Origin of the sequence: Roseobacter sp. HKCC-CH-9351, assembly GCF_037830295.1 — a bacterium.
Taxonomy (GTDB): domain Bacteria; phylum Pseudomonadota; class Alphaproteobacteria; order Rhodobacterales; family Rhodobacteraceae; genus M30B80.
Map to the genome: position 1 here is coordinate 1445317 of NZ_JBBLYM010000001.1, position 19909 is coordinate 1465225.

Sequence of the window (19909 nt, forward strand, 5' to 3'; positions counted from 1 at the left end):
GTGAAATTTAGCATGATAAAGGCCAAAATGCTTCACGCATTTTGGCCTGTGATCTTTGATTTTGTGCCAGAATTAGGCCTTGCCGAAGGTTTCTTCCAGCCAATGTTCTAGCCAGTGGATGTTATATTGGCCTGTTTGCACCGCCTCTTGGTCGAGCAAATCGTGAAACAAGGGCACCGTGGTGTCGACACCATCCACGATCAATTCTGACAAGGCGCGCTTGAGGCGGGCAAGCGCCTCGGGTCGGTCACGGCCATGAACGATCAGCTTGGCAATCAAGCTGTCATAATAAGGAGGGATGCGGTAGCCATCATAAAGCGCGCTATCCATCCTTACACCCAAGCCACCTGGGGCGTGGTATTGCGTGATCTTGCCGGGGCAGGGGGAGAATTGTGGCACTTTTTCCGCGTTGACCCGCACCTCAATGGCATGGCCGTTGATCTGCAAATCTTCCTGCGCAAAGCTGAGCGGCAGGCCCGCTGCCACGCGAATTTGCTCGCGCACCAAATCCACCCCGAAAATCCCTTCGGTCACGGGATGCTCCACCTGCAAGCGGGTGTTCATTTCGATGAAATAAAACGCGCCTTTCTCGTAGAGAAATTCAATGGTGCCAGCACCCTCATATCCCATTTTGGCAATCGCATTGGCACAGATCGCCCCGATCTCGGCGCGTTCCTTTTCGCTTATGCAGGGGCCTGGGGCCTCTTCGAAGACCTTTTGGTGACGGCGCTGCAGAGAACAATCCCGCTCGCCCAAATGAACTGCATTGCCCTTACCATCGCCAAATACCTGCACCTCAATATGGCGCGGCGTGGTGAGGTATTTCTCAATATAAACCGCGTCATTGCCAAAGGCAGATTTCGCCTCGCTGCGCGCCGTGCGGAATGCGTTTTCCAAGTCCTTGGCGCTTTGCGCCACTTTCATGCCGCGACCGCCGCCCCCTGCAGTGGCTTTGATAATGACGGGGTAGCCCATATCGGCGGCGACTTTCTTGGCCGCGTCCAGATCGGGAACGCCCCCCTCAGAGCCGGGGACGCAAGGAATACCAAGCGCCTTTGCCGTTTCCTTAGCGGTGATTTTATCGCCCATGATGCGGATATGCTCGGCAGAGGGGCCAATGAATTTGATCCCGTGATCCTCTACGATTTGCACGAAATTCGCGTTCTCGGAGAGAAACCCATAGCCAGGGTGAATCGCTTCGGCCCCCGTGATCTCGCATGCCGAGATGATAGAGGGGATCGACAGATAGCTGTTGGTGCTGGTGGGCGGGCCGATACAGACACTTTCATCGGCCATGCGCACATGCATCGCATCAGCATCGGCGGTGGAATGCACGGCGACTGTCTCAATACCCATTTCGCGCGCGGCACGGATCACGCGCAGCGCGATTTCCCCGCGATTGGCGATGAGAATTTTTTTGAACATGCGGGCAGCCATCTTATTCGATGATCATCAATGGCGCGCCGAATTCCACGGGTGAGCCATCTTCCACCAAAATTCGCTTCACCGTGCCTGCGCGCGGGCTTGGGATTTGGTTCATGGTTTTCATTGCTTCGATGATCAAAACGGGCTGACCTTCAGTGACTTTATCGCCCACCGAGACAAATGCCGCCGCGCCAGGTTCTGGTGCGAGATATGCGGTGCCCACCATTGGAGAGGTCAGCGCATTTGGGCTTTGGGTTGGGTCTTCGGCGGCGGCAGGGGCCGCTGCGGGTGCGGCGGCGGCAACGGGGGCCGCTGCAGAAGGGGCTGCTGCAACTGGGGCAGGGGCCATCGCAACTGGGGCCGCATGGATTTGCCGCGCCACGCGCACATTCAGGCTGTCATCTTCGCCATACTCGCGGATAACTTCCAATTCGGTCAGATCGTTTTCGCGCAGCAACTCGGCCAAGGCTTTGATAAAGCCAACGTCACCGTCATGCGTATTCTTGCTCATGGATCCCTCGCAGATTATTCGCCCGCCTTTGGCTGAGCCCTTCGCTTATGTTTGCGCCCTAAATTGCCGCAAAATCAGAAGTTCTATATGCCACCTCGGCCAGAGTGGAAAGCACCAGATGGTCAAAAAATTATGCTTCTTTTGCAACGAATGCGCATTTCTTCCCTTATCTGTATTTGCATCTTCTGTGATAGGCCAGAACGATTGCGCATGCAATGATTGAGGATATGCGCATAGATCTGCCCTGTTCCCTCTTGCGCGACTGTCAATAAAGGCGTTCATATTCTTGGAAATGGAACTAGGGCGCTTTTGCCAAGGGAGAGATGCATCATGGCTTTGGATCGGTCGAACACACCCAATGATCTTTCGGCATTTTGGATGCCATTTACCGCCAATCGGCAGTTCAAGAAAGCGCCTCGGATGCTCGTCTCAGCCGATGGGATGTTCTACAAAACTGCTGATGGCCGTGATGTTTTGGATGGCACGGCAGGGTTGTGGTGCTGCAATGCAGGGCATAATCGTCCCAAAATTGTCGAAGCCATCCGCAAACAGGCAGGCGAATTAGATTATGCGCCTGCGTTCCAGATGGGGCATCCGGTGGCGTTTGAATTGGCCTCTCGCCTGAGGGATATGGCGCCTGCGCCTTTTGAGCATGTGTTCTTTACGAATTCGGGCTCTGAGTCTGTTGAAACGGCTTTGAAAATTGCGCTGGCCTATCAGCGGGCCATCGGCCAAGGCAGCCGCACCCGCCTGATTGGACGCGAGCGCGGCTATCACGGTGTGAATTTCGGCGGGATTTCTGTGGGTGGCATCGTCAATAACCGCAAATTCTTCGGCAGTTTGCTGACAGGTGTTGATCACCTGCCGCATACGCATTTGGCCGAAAACGCTTATAGCAAAGGTCAGCCTGAGCATGGCGCGCATCTTGCCGATGATCTGGAGAGGATCGTGGCCCTGCATGGGCCTGAAACCATTGCCGCCGTGATTGTAGAGCCTATGGCGGGCTCAACGGGTGTGCTTCTGCCGCCCAAAGGATATCTTGAGCGCCTGTGCGAGATCACCCGAAAACATGGCATTTTGCTGATTTTTGATGAGGTGATCACAGGGTTTGGTCGTCTGGGCTCGTCCTTTGCTGCGGAACATTTCGGGGTCATGCCTGATCTGATCACCTGTGCCAAAGGCTTGACCAATGGCGTGATCCCCATGGGGGCGGTTCTGGCCACAAAAGAAATTCACGATGCCTTTATGCAAGGCCCAGAACATATGATTGAGCTCTTCCATGGCTACACCTATTCAGGCAGCCCGATTGCCTCTGCGGCAGGGATTGCTACGCTTGAAACCTACAAAGAAGAGGGCCTTTTTGAGCGTGCAGCCGAACTTGCCCCGTATTGGCAAGAGGCGCTGCATAGCCTGAATGGCCTGCCGCATGTCAAAGACATCCGCAATATGGGTTTGATTGGTGCGGTCGAGCTAGAGCCGATTGCAGGCGAGCCAGCCAAGCGCGCCTTTGCAGCCTTCCTTGACGCTTATGAAAAAGGCATCTTGATCCGCACCACAGGCGATATTATCGCCATGTCACCGCCGTTGATCATTGAGAAATCGCATATTGATCAATTGATCGGAACATTGGCAGATGTGTTGAAAAAACTGCATTGATCTGATTTGACGAACAGCGGGGTGCGGCTGAGTGCTTGCCCACATAAAAACCAAATGCGCCATAGGGGGCCTCTGTCGTGATGATACTGAACTTCACCGGATCAAATCTGCGATTTGCAGCAGGGGCCGTGGCGATGGCCGCGTTTTTGTCAGGGTGCGTCACAAGCCCGCCTGTGGATGACGAGGGCTATTTGGTTGAATTGCCAGAGGCTTTGGTCGAGTTGGCGGCGGATGGGCAAGACATTGCCCGCGTGCGTCTGATGGAAGATAACTGTTACTGGTATCTCTATAACGGCGTGGTCGAAACCACTTTACTGCCAATCCTCACCGAAGAAGGGCGCATGATCTGCAACCAGTAGGGCAGGCAAGAGGTGGTTAGTAAATTCTTTTACAAGGCCGCCTAACTTGCGATAAGCAGGGATCATGAGCCATGCTGACCTGCCCCCTAACACGAAAAACGCCGCCCTGCCTTCAAGCAGCGCGCTGACAGGCAGTCGCATTCGCCAACGCCGCAGTGCTTTGGGGATGCGGCAGGCTGATTTGGCGAAGGCGGTCGAGATTTCGCCCAGTTATCTCAATCTGATTGAGCATGGCCGCCGCCGAATTGGCGGTAAATTATTGGTCGATATTGCCCGCGCCCTATCGGTCGAGCCGACCGCCCTGTCATCAGGCGCGGACGCAACGGTTTTTGACGCGCTGCACAAGGCCGCGACAGATTTGCGCCCGAACCTTTTGGCCGAGCCAGAATTGGATCGCATAGATGAATTGTCTGGCCGCTTTCCTGGATGGTCGGGGGTTTTGACCCAACAGCAAAAACGGATCACCGCACTTGAGGCGATGATTGACAGTTTGCAGGATCGATTGGCCAATGACCCCGTTTTGGCTGAAGCCATGCATGAAATTCTTTCAAGCGTTGCCGCCATCCGTTCAACCGCTGACATTTTGGTGCGCGAACCTGATCTCGAAACGCAATGGCGTGCCCGCTTTCATCGTAACCTAAACGAGGAGGCAGAACGCCTATCGTTGCGGGCCACGCAAATGCTCAGCCATTTCGAGCAACAAGGTGATGCAAATGATGGCGCAAGCTCAACAGCGCAAGAAACGGTTGAGGCCATGTTTGACGCGGCAGGGCATCATTTTGCGGCGATTGAGGCGCATGGCGTGGACGCGATAGACGCGGTGATTGCTCGCGCTGCTGGGATGGAGGATCGCACAGCGCGGGATTTGGCGCGTGCTATGTTGCAGGCCTATGCGCAAGATGCTGCGCGACTTCCCTTGGGGCAGTTTCAATCAGCCGCCAAATCCGCGGGCTATAACCCGTCTCAATTGTTGCATCTGGGGCAGGGGGATGTGGCCTTGATCTTGCGCCGCTTGGCCACGCTTCCGCCTGACCCTGATATGCCTGAATTTGGACTTGCGATTTGCGATGCTTCGGGCGCGCTGATGTTCCGCAAACGTATCACGGGGTTTTCGATTCCGCGCTTTGGGGCGGGCTGCCCCTTATGGCCGCTATATACCGCGCTGTCGCGTCCGATGATGCCAACGGATGGGGTTTTGGAATTGCCCAATGGTTTGGCCTACCACGCATGGGCGGTAGCGCAACCACGCGGCGGTGCGGGGTTTGCAGCCGCGCCAATTTTGAATGCAACGATGCTTCTAAGTCCTTTGCAGGACGCCGAGAATGCCCTGCCGCAAACCGCGCTTCCCATCGGGTCGGGTTGCCATGTTTGCCCGCGTGACGCCTGTGCCGCGCGCCGCGTGCCTTCTGTTCTGGCCTAGCGTCTTGATGCAGAACGATTGACAAAAGCGGTGTCGCGGGGATTCCATAGGAAAAGCAGCGTGGGACAGAAGGCGCAAATGCCAAGCCCATATCTGCTTTGGGGAGGGACATCATGACGAACCGCATTTTGCTGGTTGAGGATGAGGCCAATATTCTTGAGGCCATCACGTTCATCCTCTCGCGTGCTGGAATGGAGGTGCGCAGCCACGGCAATGGGGCCACCGCCGTGGATGAGGTCAAACGCTATGGCCCTGATCTGATCGTATTAGATGTCATGCTGCCTGGCAGATCGGGCTTGGATATTCTGCGTGACCTGCGCGCTGATCCGAGCACGGAGGCATTGCCTGTGGTCATGCTGACCGCAAAAGGCCAAGCCAAGGATCGCGAGACGGCGCTTGGGTTAGGGGCAGATGCCTATTTGACCAAACCCTTTTCCAATTCCGAAATGTTGCAGCTTTTGACCCAAATTTTGGACGACCGCGGGGCAAAATCAGCCGCGCAAAAAGGATCGGCCTAAATGAGCCCCCCACGCGACACGTCCCGCGCGGCGCCCCCTGCGCGCAGGCATTTGTTTCTTGAGCGCGAAAGCTATCGCAAGAATCGCCTGCGCGATGCGGCTGCCTTGATGCCTGTCTTTGGGGGTTTGTTGTTCTTTGGCCCCGCCTTCATCCTGACCCCGCGCGAGCAACTAGCAGGGGGGATATCATTCTGGCTTGTCTATTTTTTTGCGGTTTGGACAATCTTGATTGTGATCACCTATATTCTGTCGCGCGCGCTGCGCCAGATTGAGCGCGAAGATGCCACCGCAGACCTCCTAGACCCTGCGGCCGATCCAGTATCGGGGGAGGGGTGATGCTGTCCTTTGACGGGTTGGTCGCGGTTGCGGTTCTGTATGTGGTGGGGCTTTTTGGCGCGGCTTTTTGGGCGGAGAAACGCGCAGCCGAGGGCAAAGCGCGTTGGCTGCAATCTCCTGTGACCTACACGCTGTCATTGTCGATCTACACCACCGCATGGACATTTTACGGCGCGGTCGGGTCTGCCGCGCGATCAGGGCTTGAGTTTATCACGATCTATCTTGGCCCGACCTTGGTCTTCATCGGATGGTTCTGGATCTTGCGAAAATTGGTGCGCATCGGGCGCACGCAAAGGATCACATCTATCGCGGATATGATCTCGTCTCGATATGGGAAATCGGGGGGATTGGCTGCGATTGTGACCATCCTCATGGTGATCGGGGCCACGCCCTATATCGCCTTGCAGATGCAATCGGTGACGCTGTCTTTCTCTGCCTTTATCACGCCAAATTCAGGTCGTGAGATGGATACAGGCCTGATGGCCATATGGGTCGCGGGGGGGCTTGCACTCTTTACCATTGTATTTGGGACGCGCTCTTTGGATGTGAATGAGCGTCACCCGGGTCTGGTTTCGGCAATTGCCCTAGAGGCCATCGTCAAGTTGTTCGCTCTGATCGCCGTGGGTGTATTCGTGGTCTGGGGTGTGGCCTCTGGCCCGATGGATATGTTGGCGCGGATAGATGCAAGCCCGCTTGCCTCGATTTCGTCCAATGGCGCGCGTTGGGTCGGTTTAACACTGTTATCGGGGGCCGCGATTTTGTGCCTGCCGCGGATGTTTCAGGTTTTGGTCGTAGAAAACTCTGACGAGCGGCATCTGGCAACGGCGGCTTGGGCCTTCCCGCTGTATATGCTGCTGATTTCGATTTTTGTGGTGCCAATTGCCGTGGTTGGTCTGCAAGAAATGCCGCAAGGCGCGAACCCTGATTTGTTCGTTCTGACCCTGCCTTTGTCGCAGGGGCGAGAATTTCTAGCCCTGCTTGCGTTTTTGGGCGGGTTTTCTGCCGCCACCTCAATGGTCATTGTGGCGGCCTTGGCCTTGGCTACTATGTTGTCGAATCATATTATCATGCCTGTCTGGCTGCGCGCCACGCGCCACGATGATCCGATGTCTGGCGATATGCGCCGCGTGGCCCTCATGGCGCGGCGGTTTTCGATCCTTGGGATCATGGCGTTGGGTCTTGCCTATTACCGCCTCTCTGGTGGAACCGAGGCTTTGGCCGCAATGGGATTGATTGCCTTTTTGGGTGTGGCGCAGGTTTTGCCTGCGCTTGCAGGGGGCATATTCTGGCGCGGGGCCACGCGGCTTGGGGCAGGGGCAGGCATTTTGACGGGCTTTGCCGTTTGGGCGTGGCTGCTGTTGCTGCCAAATGCCTTTGCGGGTGAATTGCTGCATGATGTGCTGACTTTGGGGCCAATGGGGGTGCAATGGCTGCGCCCCAATAATTTCCTTGGCATGGCTGGAACAGACCCGCTTTTGACGGCGATGGTGCTGTCTTTGGGGCTGAACACGGTTGTGTTTATCGTGGTGTCTTTGGCAAGCTTTCCATCCCCGCTAGAGCGCTTGCAAGGCGCGCAATTTGTCAAAGTGTTTGACTATACCCATGCCCCATCGGGGTGGCAGGCGGCGCAGGGCACGGCTGATGATCTTTTGATCATGGCGCGGCGTATTTTAGGGGCAGGGCGTGCTGCGCGCCTCTTTGGGCAGGCGGCCCGCGCGCAGGGGCGGGACAGTGAATTACCCGATCCAACCCCCGATTTTCTGGAGCGCCTTGAACGCGAACTGGCGGGGTCTGTCGGTGCTGCAACAGCCCATGCGATGGTCGGGCAAATTACGGGCGGCGCAGGCGTGTCGGTGCAAGACCTTTTGGCTGTGGCCGATGAGACCGCGCAGATTATGGAATATTCATCGAAACTTGAGGCGCAATCGGCGGAATTGGCCCGCACCGCGGCGCGCTTGCGCGAGGTGAACCAAAAGCTGACGGAACTCTCTGTGCAAAAAGATGCGTTTCTATCGCAGATCAGCCATGAATTGCGCACGCCTATGACCTCTATTCGCGCGTTTTCTGAAATCCTGATGCAATCTGACGGTTTGGATGATGCGGCGCGGGCGCGGTTCTCGAAGATCATCCATGATGAAAGCCGCCGTCTGACACGGCTTTTGGATGATTTGCTGGATTTATCCGTTCTTGAGAATGGCCATGTCTCTCTGAACCCCAGTGAGGTGCATCTCGCGCGGGTCTTAGAGCGGGCGATCAATGCCACCGCCGCCCTTGAGGAAAGCCATCGCCTTGAGATCATTTACAATGGGACGGAGGAGGCGGGCTTTCGTTTGAACACGGACGCAGATCGTTTGGCGCAGGTCTTTATCAATTTGATTTCGAACGCCCAGAAATATTGCGAGGCAGAGGCCCCGCGCCTCACCATCACCCTGCGCGAGACAGCGCGACATCTTGAGGTGGAATTTGCCGATAATGGCGCAGGCATTCCTGAACGCCAGAGAGGTTTGATTTTCGAGAAATTCGTGCGCCTTGATGGCACGCGCCCCGCACAAGGCGCGGGGTTGGGTCTGGCCATCAGCCGCGAGATCATGCAGCGCCTTGGCGGAGGGCTGCACTATGTGCCGTCAGAGGGCGGAGCCGTGTTTTTGGTGCGCCTTCCCAAAGCGGAGGCGCGCGCGGCTTAAACTTTGCTCAACCTTTGCGCGGCTATGATCCCCGAAAGGCCGATGAGTTTTGGGGCAGAAAGCGCGCAGGATGACAGAAGGCATTTCAAAAAATCGATCCGATCACACGCGGATCCTGTCCAAAATACTGGGCCGTGATCTGCCGCGGCAAGCCAGTGCCACGACCCCGCCAGATCCGCGGCAAGAGGCGCGGGTGATCCGTGGGGTGCAGCGGGCCTTGATTGCAGCAGGTGACAGTTACGGCACGCTTTTCCCGAATGCGTTGGACTCGACCTTTCATTTGGGCCGCGATCTGGGGGATCTGGGCACGGTCATGCCCACAGACGGGTTTGTCGCCCTTCTCGAGGGGCAAGTGCCCGATCAAACTGGTGCAGGAGAAGCTATGATTTACGGCGCGGTGGCGCTGTCCTTAGGCATTGTCGATGCCATGGTCGAGGTGCAGACAACGGGCCGGGTTGAGGCGCAAACAGGCCCCGCCCGCCCCGTGACGCGGGTTGATATCGTGTTGGTGCGCGATTTTATCGACCTGCTTTTGGCAAGCTGCGCGCGGGAATTCGGCGATTTTCAAGCCCGCGATTGGCCGTTGCGTCTGTCTTTGGGGGAACCTGTAGAAGAACGTCATCGCTTGCCTTTGATTTTGGAGGAGCGGGATTACCACATGTGGAAATTAAGCCTTGAGTTGGGCGGCGGGGTGAAATCGGGGCAGATCGCGTTGATCCTGCCTGTCATTGGGCGCGCCTATGCCGTGGCCCAAGCCCCCAAAAAGCTGCGCAAATTCACCAAGGCAGATCGGCAGAAATGGCGCGCCGCATGGGGCGCTGTAATTGGCGAGGCCAGCGTTTCGCTTGGGGCCATTTTGATGCGCCGCAAACTGCCTTTTGTTGCGGTTGAGGGGCTGTCTGTCGGCACTGTGCTGCCGTTTACAGATGCAACATTGACCGAGATACGGCTTGAGGATGTGACAGGGCGGGCCGTGTTGCGCGGTCGGTTGGGGCAAAAGTCAGGCATGCGCGCTGTGCGCCTTGGAAAAGAAATTACGATGCGTGCGACTGGCGGGCTTGCGCCGCCGCCTACAGCAGCGCCGCCTGCGGTTGACCTGCCTGAGATGCCCGCACTGCCTGCAGTGGAAGCCGCACCTTTGCCGCCAGGCGCATAGGCTTTTGAATGAGCTATGCGTCTGGCGCATGGCGGGATGATCAAATCGGCAGTGGTAAGTCACCTATGCTGTCCCATATGCTGCATAGCAGAAAGGCTGATGTGACAGCCATATAGGAGAAATGAAATGACAACTGCTTCTGTTTATTCTTTCGCTGATGTTCGCCGTGTAGAGCTTGAAGCACGCCGTTTGCGCGCCGAAGCGATGAAAGAAATCTTTGGCGCACTCTTTAACGCACTTGGCACCCCCTTCCGCGCTGTCGCAAAATTGGGTGGCAAACAAGCGGCGCATTTGGCCTAATTTTACGGCCCTCGCCTCGCGCGGCCCTTGCGCGCAGGGGTTTGAGATCAAGAATAGCCTCGGCAATGTGCCGAGGCTTTCTTATTTCCGCCTCATTTATGGGTCATTGGTGCTGAAAACAGCACAATTCTTGAGTCGCATCTGCGCCTATTCTGGCCACTGCGATAGGGAATAAACCCAGAATGGGGGAAGATATGTCACGATTGACTACCGCATTAGGCCTTGTTGCCGTGGCGCTCTCGGCTTCGGCCTGTGTCTCGAACGGGACAGTAACCCGCGAAGCGACCAACGCCTTTGACACATCCACCTTTTTCGATGTTGCTGGGAATGTTTCAAACCCATCGGCACAATCCCAACCCGCCCTTGCGGCGTTGATGCGCGAGCGGGGCTGGCGGATCACGGATGTGCGTGTGAATGTGCCGCGCCGCCTCAGCACCTCTGAAGCAAATACCATGAAACCCAATGTCGAACTTTTGTGGCAGGATGAGTCCTATGGGGATCGCTATGCCCAAGTTGCGTGACATTCTAGAGCGGCCTATGCGCGGGCTTCTTCCTGCCTTCGAGGGAAGCCGTGACGTGGTTTTGCAACTCAACGTGTCGTTCTTTCATGCCCAAACACCCTTGGTGCGCAGCACCTTTGGCGGTGAGCATGAGATCGAATTCACCTTTTCGCTCTATGACGCGACAACGGGTGCCTTGGTCTATGGCCCCGCATCGCGTGACTTGACCTTTGCCGCTTATGGCGGGCGGCGCGCCGTAGAAGCCGAAGCCATGGGTCTGACCCAGCGTGCGCGCATCGAGGCGCGTATGCATGATTGGATGATTTCCGAATTCCGACCGCCTGTGGCCCCATCGGGCGTCACATTCTAATCTCGCGCCCTCTTTCAGGGTGCGGTATAATGGGCTAAAGGCGGGGCATGACACATAATCCTTCGCCCCTTCCCGTTTTGCGTCTGCGTCCCAAGGCCGATGCGCGTGCCATCCGCTTTGGTCACCCTTGGGCTTGGGCCGATGATCTGGTGCTTGATCGCCGCAGCCGCGCGATTGCGGCAGGCAGTCTTGCCATTTTAGAGGATGCCGAGCGCAATCCGCTGGCCCTTGGCATCGCGACACCTGAGGCGAAGATTGCTTTTCGGGTTTTGGAGCGCCGCGCGGATGTCGTGATAGAGTCTGCGTGGCTGCAGGCAAAAATCCAAGCGGCCCATGACCTGCGCCATAAGATCTATCCCGCCCCCTATTACCGCCTGATCCATGCCGAGGGCGATGGGTTGCCAGGTCTGATCGTTGACCGCTTTGGAGACTGTTTGGTGATCCAACCCAATGCGATTTGGCTAGAAGATCGGATTGAGGAGATCGCCACCGCTTTGCGCCATGTGACGGGCGCTGAAACGTTGATCAAGAACGGCACGTCCCGTGCGCGCGCCGCGGAAAACCTCCCCGAGGAGATGGTGCAGCTTTCTGGCGCGCCGATTTCTGGGCCATTGCCCGTGGTCATGAACGGGGCCACTTATATGGCCGATGTGATGGGGGGGCAAAAGACGGGTCTCTTTTACGACCAGCGCCCCAACCACGCCTTTGCTGCGCAATTGGCCAAGGATGCGCGGGTTTTGGATGTATTCTCGCATGTCGGCGGGTTTGCCTTGGCAAGTCTGGCGGCGGGTGCGCGCTCGGCCCTGTCGGTTGATGCCTCGCAAGCGGCGCTTGATCTGGCAACGCAAGGGGGCAAGGCCATGGGGGCCGAGGCGCGATTTTCCACCCGCCAAGGGGATGCTTTTGACGTTCTTGAGGCCTTGGCAGGCGAGGCAGCGCAGTTTGATCTTGTCGTGGCCGATCCACCTGCATTTGCGCCGTCCAAGCCCGCTTTGGAAAAAGGCCTGCGCGCCTATGAACGTGTTGCACGTTTGTCAGCCCCTTTGGTGGCTGAGGGGGGTGTTCTGATCCTATGCTCCTGTTCGCACGCGGCGGATCTGGAAAAATTCCGCGCCGCGTGTTTGCGCGGCATCGGGCGCGCGGGGCGTGAGGCGCGATTGATCTATACGGGCTTCGCGGGGCCTGATCATCCGCAACATCCAAGTTTGACTGCAACAGGCTATCTGAAGGCTTTGGCCTTCCGCCTAATGCCATGAGGCTTTGTCTTGATGCCTGTGTGCTTTATCCTACGGTTCTGCGCGACTGTTTGATGGGGCTTGCGCAGGCAGGGCAGATGACGCCCCTGTGGTCAGATCGCATTCTCGAGGAATGGGCCCGTGCCGCAGAACGTAATCTTGGGCCTGAGGGGGGGATGATTGCACGCGGCGAAATTGCGCTGCTGCGGGCCAATTTCCCCGCTGCCGTCATCGAAGCGGACCCTGAGATGGAAGCGCGGCTTTATCTGCCTGATCGTGCTGATATTCATGTGTTGGCCACCGCCATCGCGGGAAAGGCCGAAGCCATTTTGACCTTTAACCTGCGCGATTTTCCGCGGGCTGAGTTGGCGGGTCATGATATCGTGGCCCTACATCCTGACAGCTATCTGTGCGATATCTGGGCGCAGAAGCCTGACTTAGTGGCCAAAATTTGCGCGGGCGTTCTGGCGCGCATGAATGATTTGCGCGAGGCGCCGTCTGATCTGCGCAAAATGCTAAAGCGCGCGCGCCTGCCAAAATTGGCGAAACGCCTTGCAGATTAGCGGATTTGCCCGCGCCATTTATCTTCTAGGGTTTCGATGGCTTTGATCCGATCAGCCGTGCTTGGATGGCTCATCAGCCACGCCGCCCCCCCGCGCAATCCTCCGCCAGACAGGGCTTCGAGTTTCCGAAAGAGCGATTTTTGCGGCTCTGTCCCGATGCCGCTTGCCGTCAATAATGAGGCGGCATAGGCATCCGCCTCGTATTCATCGGCACGGCTTAGGCGCGCGGCCAAAAGAGAGGTGAGGATATTGGCGACCCAAATCCCCACCGCCGCAACGGGGATCAACCGCCCCAAAAGGCTGCTGAGGGCCACACGGATTGCATTTTGACCCGAAAAATCAATCATCCGCCGCTTGGTGTGACCCAGTGAGACATGGCCCAATTCATGCGCGATCACCGAGGCCAGCTCTTTGGCGGTGACTTCGCCCGCGCGATATTTTTGATAAAAACCACGGGTAATGAAAATGCGCCCATCTGGTGCTGCAAGCCCATTGATGGCATCAACCTCGTAGAGATGGACGGGAATATCCTCAAGCTCGAGCACCTTGGCCATCCGCTTAGAGATTTCGCGCAGTCGCGGATCGACCAAACGGGTTGAGCGTTCGTCAAGCTCTCGCTTCAGTCGCCAGCTTGAGAACTGGTAACTGAGCAGCGCGTAGCCAATGGCCAAAAGGATCGGGGTCAGCTTCAACATAAGGCTGATATGGCGCGGGACTGCGCCTCGGACAAGGGGTGCTTATGCAAGGGTTGCCTAAACGGGGGCAGGCACGACCAACATCACAAAATAGCCCAAAGTGAACCCGATCAGCCCGCAGACCGCGCCATAATGCAAGAGGTCTAGCTTATTGCCCTTTTTGCGAAAGGCCATAAAGAGGCCGAGGGCAATGCCGCCCAAAAGGCCAAGAAGTGCGGGCAAGGGGATCATGCGAAGCTGTCCTTTTCTCGTCTTAATTGCGCGCGGCTTGAGTTGCGTTTGGAGCGAGATTTGCGATTTCGCCCAAACGAATTTGCATCAGGCTGCGATCCGCAAACCCATAGCGGCCCCATGCGTAGGCTTCAAGCCGTGATCTCTGCGCCTCAGACCCGCGCCCCAATCCTTCGAGTGCTGTTGCGCGCAGCATTGAAAGGCTTGCCAAGAGGTGGGCATTTTCACTGCGCCGCGCAATCGGAAGGGCGGTTGTGCTTTGCAAAAGCGCGGCGGTCATATCCCCGCGCGCGAGGGCCAAGGCCCCGATTTGCATCGCGATATGGGCGCGCTGCACATCGGTGTTGGGCATGCGTTGATATATATCTTGCGCCGATGCAAAGGCCGCTGCGGCACGATCAGGGTCGCGGGCCAAGGCAATCCGACCCAAGGCATAATAGCTAAATCCCAAACGCGCATCGCGCATGTTTGAGCGTTGCGCAATGTTGAGCGCCGCTTGCGCGTGTTCAAGGCGCTGTCCTTCGGGCATATTAGGGCCAAGCGCGCGACCAATGGCATTTGACCATGCCCGATTGTCGCGGTTGGCCAGATTGATGCTAGACACAACACCGCCTGTCGGGTTGATCCGCCCCAAAATCGCGGGCAGGCGCGCTGCGATATCGGCCTGACCCATGCCGCTTTGCAGGGACGGGTCATTGAAGATCCGCAGAAACATCATATCGGTCGTGGTGAGCACCGCATGAAAATTGTCATCGTTAAAGACACTGTCGGTCAGGTCATATAGGTCGTTCAATGGCCCCAAAGCCTGCCCCAATTCTTCGTGGAGGCAATCACGCATTTCTTGCAGGCTGGCATCGGCGGGCAGGAAAATAGCCGCGCGGTTTCGGGTGGTGAGGCTCGCCCAATCGGAGGTGACGCGCCCTCTTTGGCGGATGAATTCTTGCCATGTGCTGGCATTGGGCGCGACAAAACAGGCCGCTTGAGGCACGGCAGCCGCAATGCGTTCAGCGGGCAGGGCCTCGATTGTGATTTTTGCGGGGCTGTTCGTGCGATAGGCGGTTGCGCTGATCGCAATCCCCGCTTCGGTGCGCAGACGGGTCAGCAGGCGCGACAGCTCCCCCTCCAATGCAGGTGGGGCGGACGGGGTAAGGGCCACAGTAATCGGCCCTTCAAAACGGCTGATCCGTGGGATTTGCCGCCCCGATTCCAAAACAAAACTGAGGGCCATGAAATCTTCAGCTAAGGATTGGTTGCTGCGCGAGAAACGGATTGGGTTTGGCGCACCAAAATTTGGCAGATCAGATGAGGATGTGTCCAATGCGGGCGCAAGACGCGCCGCCGCATCATCGCGCGGCATATCGGCCATGCAGGCGCACAGCGTGAGCAGCGCCAAAAAGCCAAAAGCGCGGTTTAATTTATTTCGCATATTTCACAAAGCCCGTATCCGTTGCCACGCGATCATAAAGCCGCCGCGCGGTCGCATTGTGGCTTTGTGTCAGCCAATACACCGAAGGCCGCGCTGCCGCTGTGGCATCGGCGCAGACATGGTCAATCAAAGCGGCCCCGATACCCTGCCCGCGTGCATCAGGCGCGACAAACAGATCTTGCAGATATGTTACGGGTTCGGCCTTCCACCCGTGAGCGTGAGAGATGACATGAACCAAACCAATTGCGCGCCCATTCTGCCATGCCAACCATGCCATCATATCGCCATGCGCAGGGGTGCTGTAGCGGGTAAAGCTGAGATCAATCACCGCCTCGGCGAGGGTGGTTTCGTAGAATGCGAGATAGGCCTTCCACAGCCCCTCCCACGCGCTCCGATCCTCTGGGCGCAAGGGCAAAATATCGATTGAGCTGGGCATATGTTACTCCGACTACCAATTGCTGTTGCGGATGTATCCACAGATTCTGTCGCAAATTTGGCGAAAACTGGTGTTGTTTTGGGTGATAATCCCTGAGGCATTATAGCCGCGACAAATTGCGCGGGCCAAGCCGAATTGGGGCCATTCGTCAGTCCAAAGCGATTTGAGGCGCAGTTAGAAACGGGTTTCATAATAGGGCCTAGGGGCGCGCCGATCCGTTCAGGTGATTTTGAGCGGAAAAACCGTCTTTAGGTGGGTGACATTGCCCACGCCATCCTGTAAGCGAAGCCCGAGGTGGTAAAATGACGTCTGATGCAAAATCAAAAATCGGGTCAGCCGCCGCTGAGGGGAACGAGATGAAAGCTGAGACCTTTCTTCCAGAAGACTATCGTCCCGCCGAGGACGAGCCGTTTATGAATGAGCGACAGTTAGAGTATTTCCGCAGGAAACTGCTCAACTGGAAAGCTGATCTGCTTGATGAAAGCCGCACAACTGTCACCGCGCTGCAAGATGGCACGCGCAGCATCCCTGATGTTGCGGATCGTGCGAGTGAGGAAACAGACCGCGCGCTTGAATTGCGCACCCGCGATCGTCAGCGCAAGCTGATCACCAAGATTGATGCTGCTTTGCGCCGTATCGAAGAGGGCGAATATGGCTATTGCGAGGTCACAGGCGACCCGATCAGCCTTAAACGTCTGGATGCGCGCCCGATTGCGACCATGACGCTTGAAGTACAAGAGCGCCATGAGCGCCGCGAAAAAGTTCATCGGGACGATTGATTGCGCGCAGCGAGTTTATAAGATCAAAAAAGGCATCTTTTCGGATGCCTTTTTTCTTTGACAGGTGCGAGGCTGAGCATGCTTATCGGGCGCAATATTTTGGTGATTGGGGCAGGTATTGGTGGCTTGGCAGCGGCCTGCTGCCTTGCGCAACGCGGCGCTTCGGTGCGCGTGCTAGAACAGGCTGAGGAAATCCGTGCCTTTGGGGCAGGGCTTCAACTTAGCCCTAATGGGATGGCCACGTTAGCAGGCCTTGGGCTGGTCGAAGAGATCAGCGCGATATCCCCCCGCGCCAATGCCGTATATCTGCGCGATTTTCGCAAAGGGGCGGCGGTGGCGCGCGTGCCCTTATCCCGTCAAACACGCCCATATCACTATGTCCATCGCGCGGATTTGATCGAGATTTTGGCCAATCGTGCCCGTGATCTTGGGGTTGAGATTGCCCTTGGCGCGGCTGTGACAGGGGTCGAGGGGCGTGATGTGATCTTGGCCGATGGTCAGCGCCAAAGCGCGGATGTTATTATCGGGGCAGATGGATTGCATTCCCGCATCCGCACCCATCTTGAGCCGCGCGGGCATCCGTTTTTCACGGGCCAAGTTGCGTGGCGCGCCGTGATTGAGGCGCAACAGGGCGATGCGTTGCGCGATGTGCAGGTGTTTATGGGGCCTGCCCGCCATATGGTGATCTATCCGCTTCGAGGCGGGGCATTGATCAATATCGTGGCGGTTGAGGAACATGACCAGTGGGTTAAGGACTCGTGGTCGGAGCGGGGCGATCCTGCACAGCTGACGGGCCGATTTGGTGATTTTTGCCCCGAGGCGCGTGCCTATTTAGGCCGCGTGACGGAATGCTATCAATGGGGGTTGTTTCGGCATCCGGTCGCGCGCAACTGGCAAAATGGCCAGTTGGTGCTTTTGGGGGATGCAGCGCATCCAACGCTTCCCTTCCTCGCGCAAGGGGCCAATATGGCGTTGGAGGATGCTTGGATCTTGGCAGCGCGCCTTTCGGATAAACATGATCTATCAAGGGCCTTGGCTGAATATGAGGCGCTGCGCCGCCCCCGCACCGCGCGGATTGTTCAGGCGGCCTCGGACAATGCAGACCATTATCATATGCGGCCAAGCCTGTTTCGGGTGGCCGCGCATACAGGGTTACGCATGGTAACGCGCTACACGCCGCATCTGCTGACGCAACGCTTTGAGTGGATTTACGGATTTGATCCGACTAAGTCGTAAAGCTATAGGGGGGTAGGCTGTTAAACGCATGCTTTAACGAATCTCCTTAAACCATTGATAATACGTTGAAATACGGATCATTTTTTGATCCGTGTCATTGTTCCATGCCTCAAGCTGTCTGCAGTATAAACATGAAGATCAAGCGGCAGGTTGACCGAAAGATTGGCCTTAATGGTCGAGTCAAAACTCACCATCAAAAGCTTGGCCGCATCCTCAAAACTCATTTCGAGGTCAAAGGCACGCACCAAAATGGGGCGGCCATATTGCATCGCGCTAATCTGAAAGAGTGGCGTGTCATCGCTGGCCTCTACGAAATTGCCCTAACGATAAATTTGGAGCAAGCGCGTGGAGGTGCCTTTGATCTGGCCACCCAATATCATGGTTGCTGAAAACGTCGCCTCAACGATCACTGTTCCAGTCTACCCATTCAATGAAATCAAAAATGAACGTGAGCAGTCGTCGTTATCCAGAAGTGTCAATTAATTCCGCAGCAATCGCTTCGACAATGGGGCGTGCCTCATCGGGAGTCATGCCAATCTCCAGGCGCGGATCATAAAGCACGCGCAACAGCAATTCGTCATGCGCGGTCAAAAGGGCGAATTCTTCATCATCATTAAAAATCGAGGGGCGCGCCGTGGGGCTGTCATTGGGCAATCCCAACCCTTGGGCGATTTCCTCATGAATGCAGGATGTGCGCATCAAATCCGGATGCTCGGTGCGGATTACGGCAATAGCGCTTCGATATTCTGGCCGCGCATTTGAACGCGCAAATGCATAGACAGAGCAGAACGTATGGCGCGGCAGGTTCTCAATTTCGCGGATGATTGAGGTATCAATACTAGGCTCGATACTGCGCAGATAGGGGCTGATTTCTGCCTGCTCATCGCGGCTGATGAACAGCACATGGAAATTTCCACCCGTCCCAACTAAATCAATCGAATGCCCCGCGGCGCGGCTGAGTTGTCGGGCGTAATCGGTCAGAATTTGGCGATCCCTTGCCATTTTTTGCGGGTCGGTTGCTGGCCCAAAATGTGCTTCGATACGGACAGGATCAATCCATCGTCTCAGCCGCGAGGGGGTTTGACGGGCGACAAAGCGACCGTTTTCCATTGCATATTCATCATATAGCGCAATGGCTTCGAAATTGCGCGCCAAAGCACGGCGCGAGACAGGGGCATCCGAGGGGGTGGTGGCTTGGCGCAATAAACCCTCACGCAGAAGCCGTGCCTCGGTTTGGGCATAGTATTGCGCGTAAAGTGCGCTTTCGGAAGAGGGGGTGGTTACAGGTATGCTGCTTGATACTCCGTTCTGGTCCATGGCGGCTGGCCCCATGGCCTGACAGCCCACCAAAATGCCAAGCGCCGCTCCCATCCATAGACCGCGCCAAAACTTGCGTCCTAAAAACATCGCGTTTTTCATAAAATGCATAATGACGCCTTACATATCAGCGCTTAGGAAGCGTTGCATATGGATTTTGTCTTTGCCAGCGGCCAACGTGTTGCGCAATTTCGCGTCCATCTTGAAGGTGTCTTCATCAGTTGCAGAGCGGAGCATCCGTGCTGTGTCTGCACTTGCAAGATTATCTTTGATGTTTGCAACCAATTTCTTATTAGCGCGTTTCACCGTCTCAATTAAATAACGCCACGCTCGACTTCTTTGCGGAAAATACTGTTCGACGATCACGACATGCGCCAATTCGGCAACCCCGAGTGGCCAAATGTCAACCACGGTTGGGTCGATTTTGAGGACTTAGGATCGATCATTTTTTCACCCTTGCATTGGATTTCACCGTTGCAACCCAATGTGGTAATGAATCTTTAAAAATTTATACATATATTTTTCTTTAATCAGCTTTGCGGTAGTTTGGCTGGTAAAGATTTGGAATGTATCTGTCATGGTTGCAATCTCACAACGTGGCGACGGGTATTGTATTGCAGCCCCTTGACCCTAATAATGGCAAGGCGTAATGCCCTGTACCGTGGCGATTTGTTTACCGGATTGCGGGCCACAAAAAAAATGCCGCTAAAGAGGTCGAGGCCTGCTTGCCGCATGATGCCCGACCGTTCAGATGGA

At 56.4% G+C, this 19909-nt stretch carries 23 protein-coding genes and 1 riboswitch; of the genes, 14 read left to right on the top strand and 9 right to left on the bottom strand.

Annotated elements, in window-relative coordinates; genetic code table 11:
- Nucleotides 1-72: 72 nt before the first annotated feature.
- Complete coding sequence (gene accC / locus AAC632_RS07335) at nt 73-1425, bottom strand: acetyl-CoA carboxylase biotin carboxylase subunit (protein WP_340297263.1); 1353 nt, start codon at nt 1423-1425, stop codon at nt 73-75.
- Nucleotides 1426-1438: 13 nt separating this feature from the next.
- Nucleotides 1439-1936 carry an acetyl-CoA carboxylase biotin carboxyl carrier protein gene (gene accB / locus AAC632_RS07340; protein ID WP_340243073.1) on the bottom strand — a complete coding sequence of 166 codons (498 nt, stop codon included), beginning with the start codon at nt 1934-1936 and terminating at the stop codon, nt 1439-1441.
- A gap of 330 nt (nt 1937-2266) precedes the next feature.
- On the opposite strand from accB, the gene AAC632_RS07345 reads away from it, so the two are divergent.
- The 12 genes from AAC632_RS07345 to AAC632_RS07400 all read left to right on the top strand — a co-directional run bounded on the left by AAC632_RS07345 (nt 2267) and on the right by AAC632_RS07400 (nt 13033).
- Nucleotides 2267-3592: an aspartate aminotransferase family protein gene (locus AAC632_RS07345; RefSeq protein ID WP_340297261.1), complete on the top strand. Its 1326-nt coding sequence runs from the start codon at nt 2267-2269 to the stop codon at nt 3590-3592.
- A gap of 77 nt (nt 3593-3669) precedes the next feature.
- Nucleotides 3670-3951: a hypothetical protein gene (locus tag AAC632_RS07350; RefSeq protein WP_445322477.1), complete on the top strand. Its 282-nt coding sequence runs from the start codon at nt 3670-3672 to the stop codon at nt 3949-3951.
- Between the two features lie 64 nt (nt 3952-4015).
- Nucleotides 4016-5371 carry a short-chain fatty acyl-CoA regulator family protein gene (locus tag AAC632_RS07355; RefSeq protein WP_340297259.1) on the top strand — a complete coding sequence of 452 codons (1356 nt, stop codon included), beginning with the start codon at nt 4016-4018 and terminating at the stop codon, nt 5369-5371.
- A gap of 113 nt (nt 5372-5484) precedes the next feature.
- On the top strand, nt 5485-5889 hold the full coding sequence (locus tag AAC632_RS07360) for a response regulator transcription factor (protein WP_340297258.1): 405 nt from the start codon (nt 5485-5487) through the stop codon (nt 5887-5889).
- Complete coding sequence (locus AAC632_RS07365; RefSeq protein WP_340297257.1) at nt 5890-6225, top strand: hypothetical protein; 336 nt, start codon at nt 5890-5892, stop codon at nt 6223-6225.
- Nucleotides 6225-8909, top strand: coding sequence for an ATP-binding protein (locus tag AAC632_RS07370; RefSeq protein ID WP_340297255.1), 2685 nt, complete (start codon nt 6225-6227; stop codon nt 8907-8909). The genes AAC632_RS07365 and AAC632_RS07370 overlap by 1 nt, the downstream gene beginning before the upstream one ends.
- Nucleotides 8910-8979: 70 nt before the next feature.
- Complete coding sequence (locus AAC632_RS07375; protein WP_340297254.1) at nt 8980-10065, top strand: hypothetical protein; 1086 nt, start codon at nt 8980-8982, stop codon at nt 10063-10065.
- A 126-nt stretch (nt 10066-10191) separates the two neighbouring features.
- Nucleotides 10192-10365, top strand: coding sequence for an RSP_7527 family protein (locus AAC632_RS07380; protein WP_340297252.1), 174 nt, complete (start codon nt 10192-10194; stop codon nt 10363-10365).
- A 194-nt stretch (nt 10366-10559) separates the two neighbouring features.
- Complete coding sequence (locus tag AAC632_RS07385; RefSeq protein WP_340297250.1) at nt 10560-10886, top strand: DUF6778 family protein; 327 nt, start codon at nt 10560-10562, stop codon at nt 10884-10886.
- Nucleotides 10870-11235, top strand: a complete 366-nt coding sequence (locus AAC632_RS07390; protein ID WP_340297248.1) for a DUF6778 family protein — start codon at nt 10870-10872, stop codon at nt 11233-11235. The genes AAC632_RS07385 and AAC632_RS07390 overlap by 17 nt, the downstream gene beginning before the upstream one ends.
- A 47-nt stretch (nt 11236-11282) precedes the next feature.
- Nucleotides 11283-12491: an RSP_2647 family RNA methyltransferase gene (locus AAC632_RS07395; protein WP_340297245.1), complete on the top strand. Its 1209-nt coding sequence runs from the start codon at nt 11283-11285 to the stop codon at nt 12489-12491.
- Nucleotides 12488-13033 carry an RSP_2648 family PIN domain-containing protein gene (locus tag AAC632_RS07400; RefSeq protein WP_340297244.1) on the top strand — a complete coding sequence of 182 codons (546 nt, stop codon included), beginning with the start codon at nt 12488-12490 and terminating at the stop codon, nt 13031-13033. The genes AAC632_RS07395 and AAC632_RS07400 overlap by 4 nt, the downstream gene beginning before the upstream one ends.
- Here AAC632_RS07400 and AAC632_RS07405 read toward each other — a convergent pair.
- The 4 genes from AAC632_RS07405 to AAC632_RS07420 are packed head-to-tail and all read right to left on the bottom strand — an operon-like array spanning nt 13030 to nt 15821.
- Nucleotides 13030-13728 carry a M48 family metallopeptidase gene (locus AAC632_RS07405; protein ID WP_340297242.1) on the bottom strand — a complete coding sequence of 233 codons (699 nt, stop codon included), beginning with the start codon at nt 13726-13728 and terminating at the stop codon, nt 13030-13032. The genes AAC632_RS07400 and AAC632_RS07405 overlap by 4 nt on opposite strands.
- A 57-nt stretch (nt 13729-13785) precedes the next feature.
- Entirely contained in the window at nt 13786-13959 is a 174-nt protein-coding gene (locus AAC632_RS07410) for a hypothetical protein (RefSeq protein WP_317655964.1), read from the bottom strand.
- A gap of 22 nt (nt 13960-13981) precedes the next feature.
- Entirely contained in the window at nt 13982-15385 is a 1404-nt protein-coding gene (locus AAC632_RS07415) for a DUF2927 domain-containing protein (protein ID WP_340297240.1), read from the bottom strand.
- Nucleotides 15375-15821: a GNAT family N-acetyltransferase gene (locus AAC632_RS07420; RefSeq protein WP_340297238.1), complete on the bottom strand. Its 447-nt coding sequence runs from the start codon at nt 15819-15821 to the stop codon at nt 15375-15377. The genes AAC632_RS07415 and AAC632_RS07420 overlap by 11 nt, the downstream gene beginning before the upstream one ends.
- Before the next feature lie 356 nt (nt 15822-16177).
- Here AAC632_RS07420 and dksA point away from each other — a divergent pair, with 356 nt between their 5' ends.
- Both dksA and AAC632_RS07430 read left to right on the top strand, forming a co-directional pair.
- The gene (gene dksA / locus AAC632_RS07425) at nt 16178-16600 is read left to right on the top strand and encodes an RNA polymerase-binding protein DksA (protein ID WP_340298747.1); all 423 of its coding nucleotides are present in this window, start codon (nt 16178-16180) and stop codon (nt 16598-16600) included.
- Nucleotides 16601-16678: 78 nt separating this feature from the next.
- Complete coding sequence (locus AAC632_RS07430; RefSeq protein ID WP_340297236.1) at nt 16679-17836, top strand: FAD-dependent monooxygenase; 1158 nt, start codon at nt 16679-16681, stop codon at nt 17834-17836.
- A 77-nt stretch (nt 17837-17913) separates the two neighbouring features.
- On the opposite strand, the gene AAC632_RS07435 is transcribed toward AAC632_RS07430, so the two are convergent.
- From AAC632_RS07435 to AAC632_RS07445, 3 genes are all read right to left on the bottom strand, one after another.
- A complete protein-coding gene (locus AAC632_RS07435) occupies nt 17914-18105 on the bottom strand; it encodes a hypothetical protein (protein WP_340297234.1) in 192 nt (63 codons plus the stop codon).
- Between the two features lie 193 nt (nt 18106-18298).
- Complete coding sequence (locus tag AAC632_RS07440; protein ID WP_340297232.1) at nt 18299-19264, bottom strand: DUF2927 domain-containing protein; 966 nt, start codon at nt 19262-19264, stop codon at nt 18299-18301.
- A 9-nt stretch (nt 19265-19273) separates the two neighbouring features.
- On the bottom strand, nt 19274-19564 hold the full coding sequence (locus AAC632_RS07445; protein ID WP_340297230.1) for a hypothetical protein: 291 nt from the start codon (nt 19562-19564) through the stop codon (nt 19274-19276).
- 240 nt (nt 19565-19804) lie between these two features.
- Nucleotides 19805-19883: riboswitch (SAM riboswitch) on the top strand.
- The last annotated feature ends 26 nt before the right edge of the window (nt 19884-19909 follow it).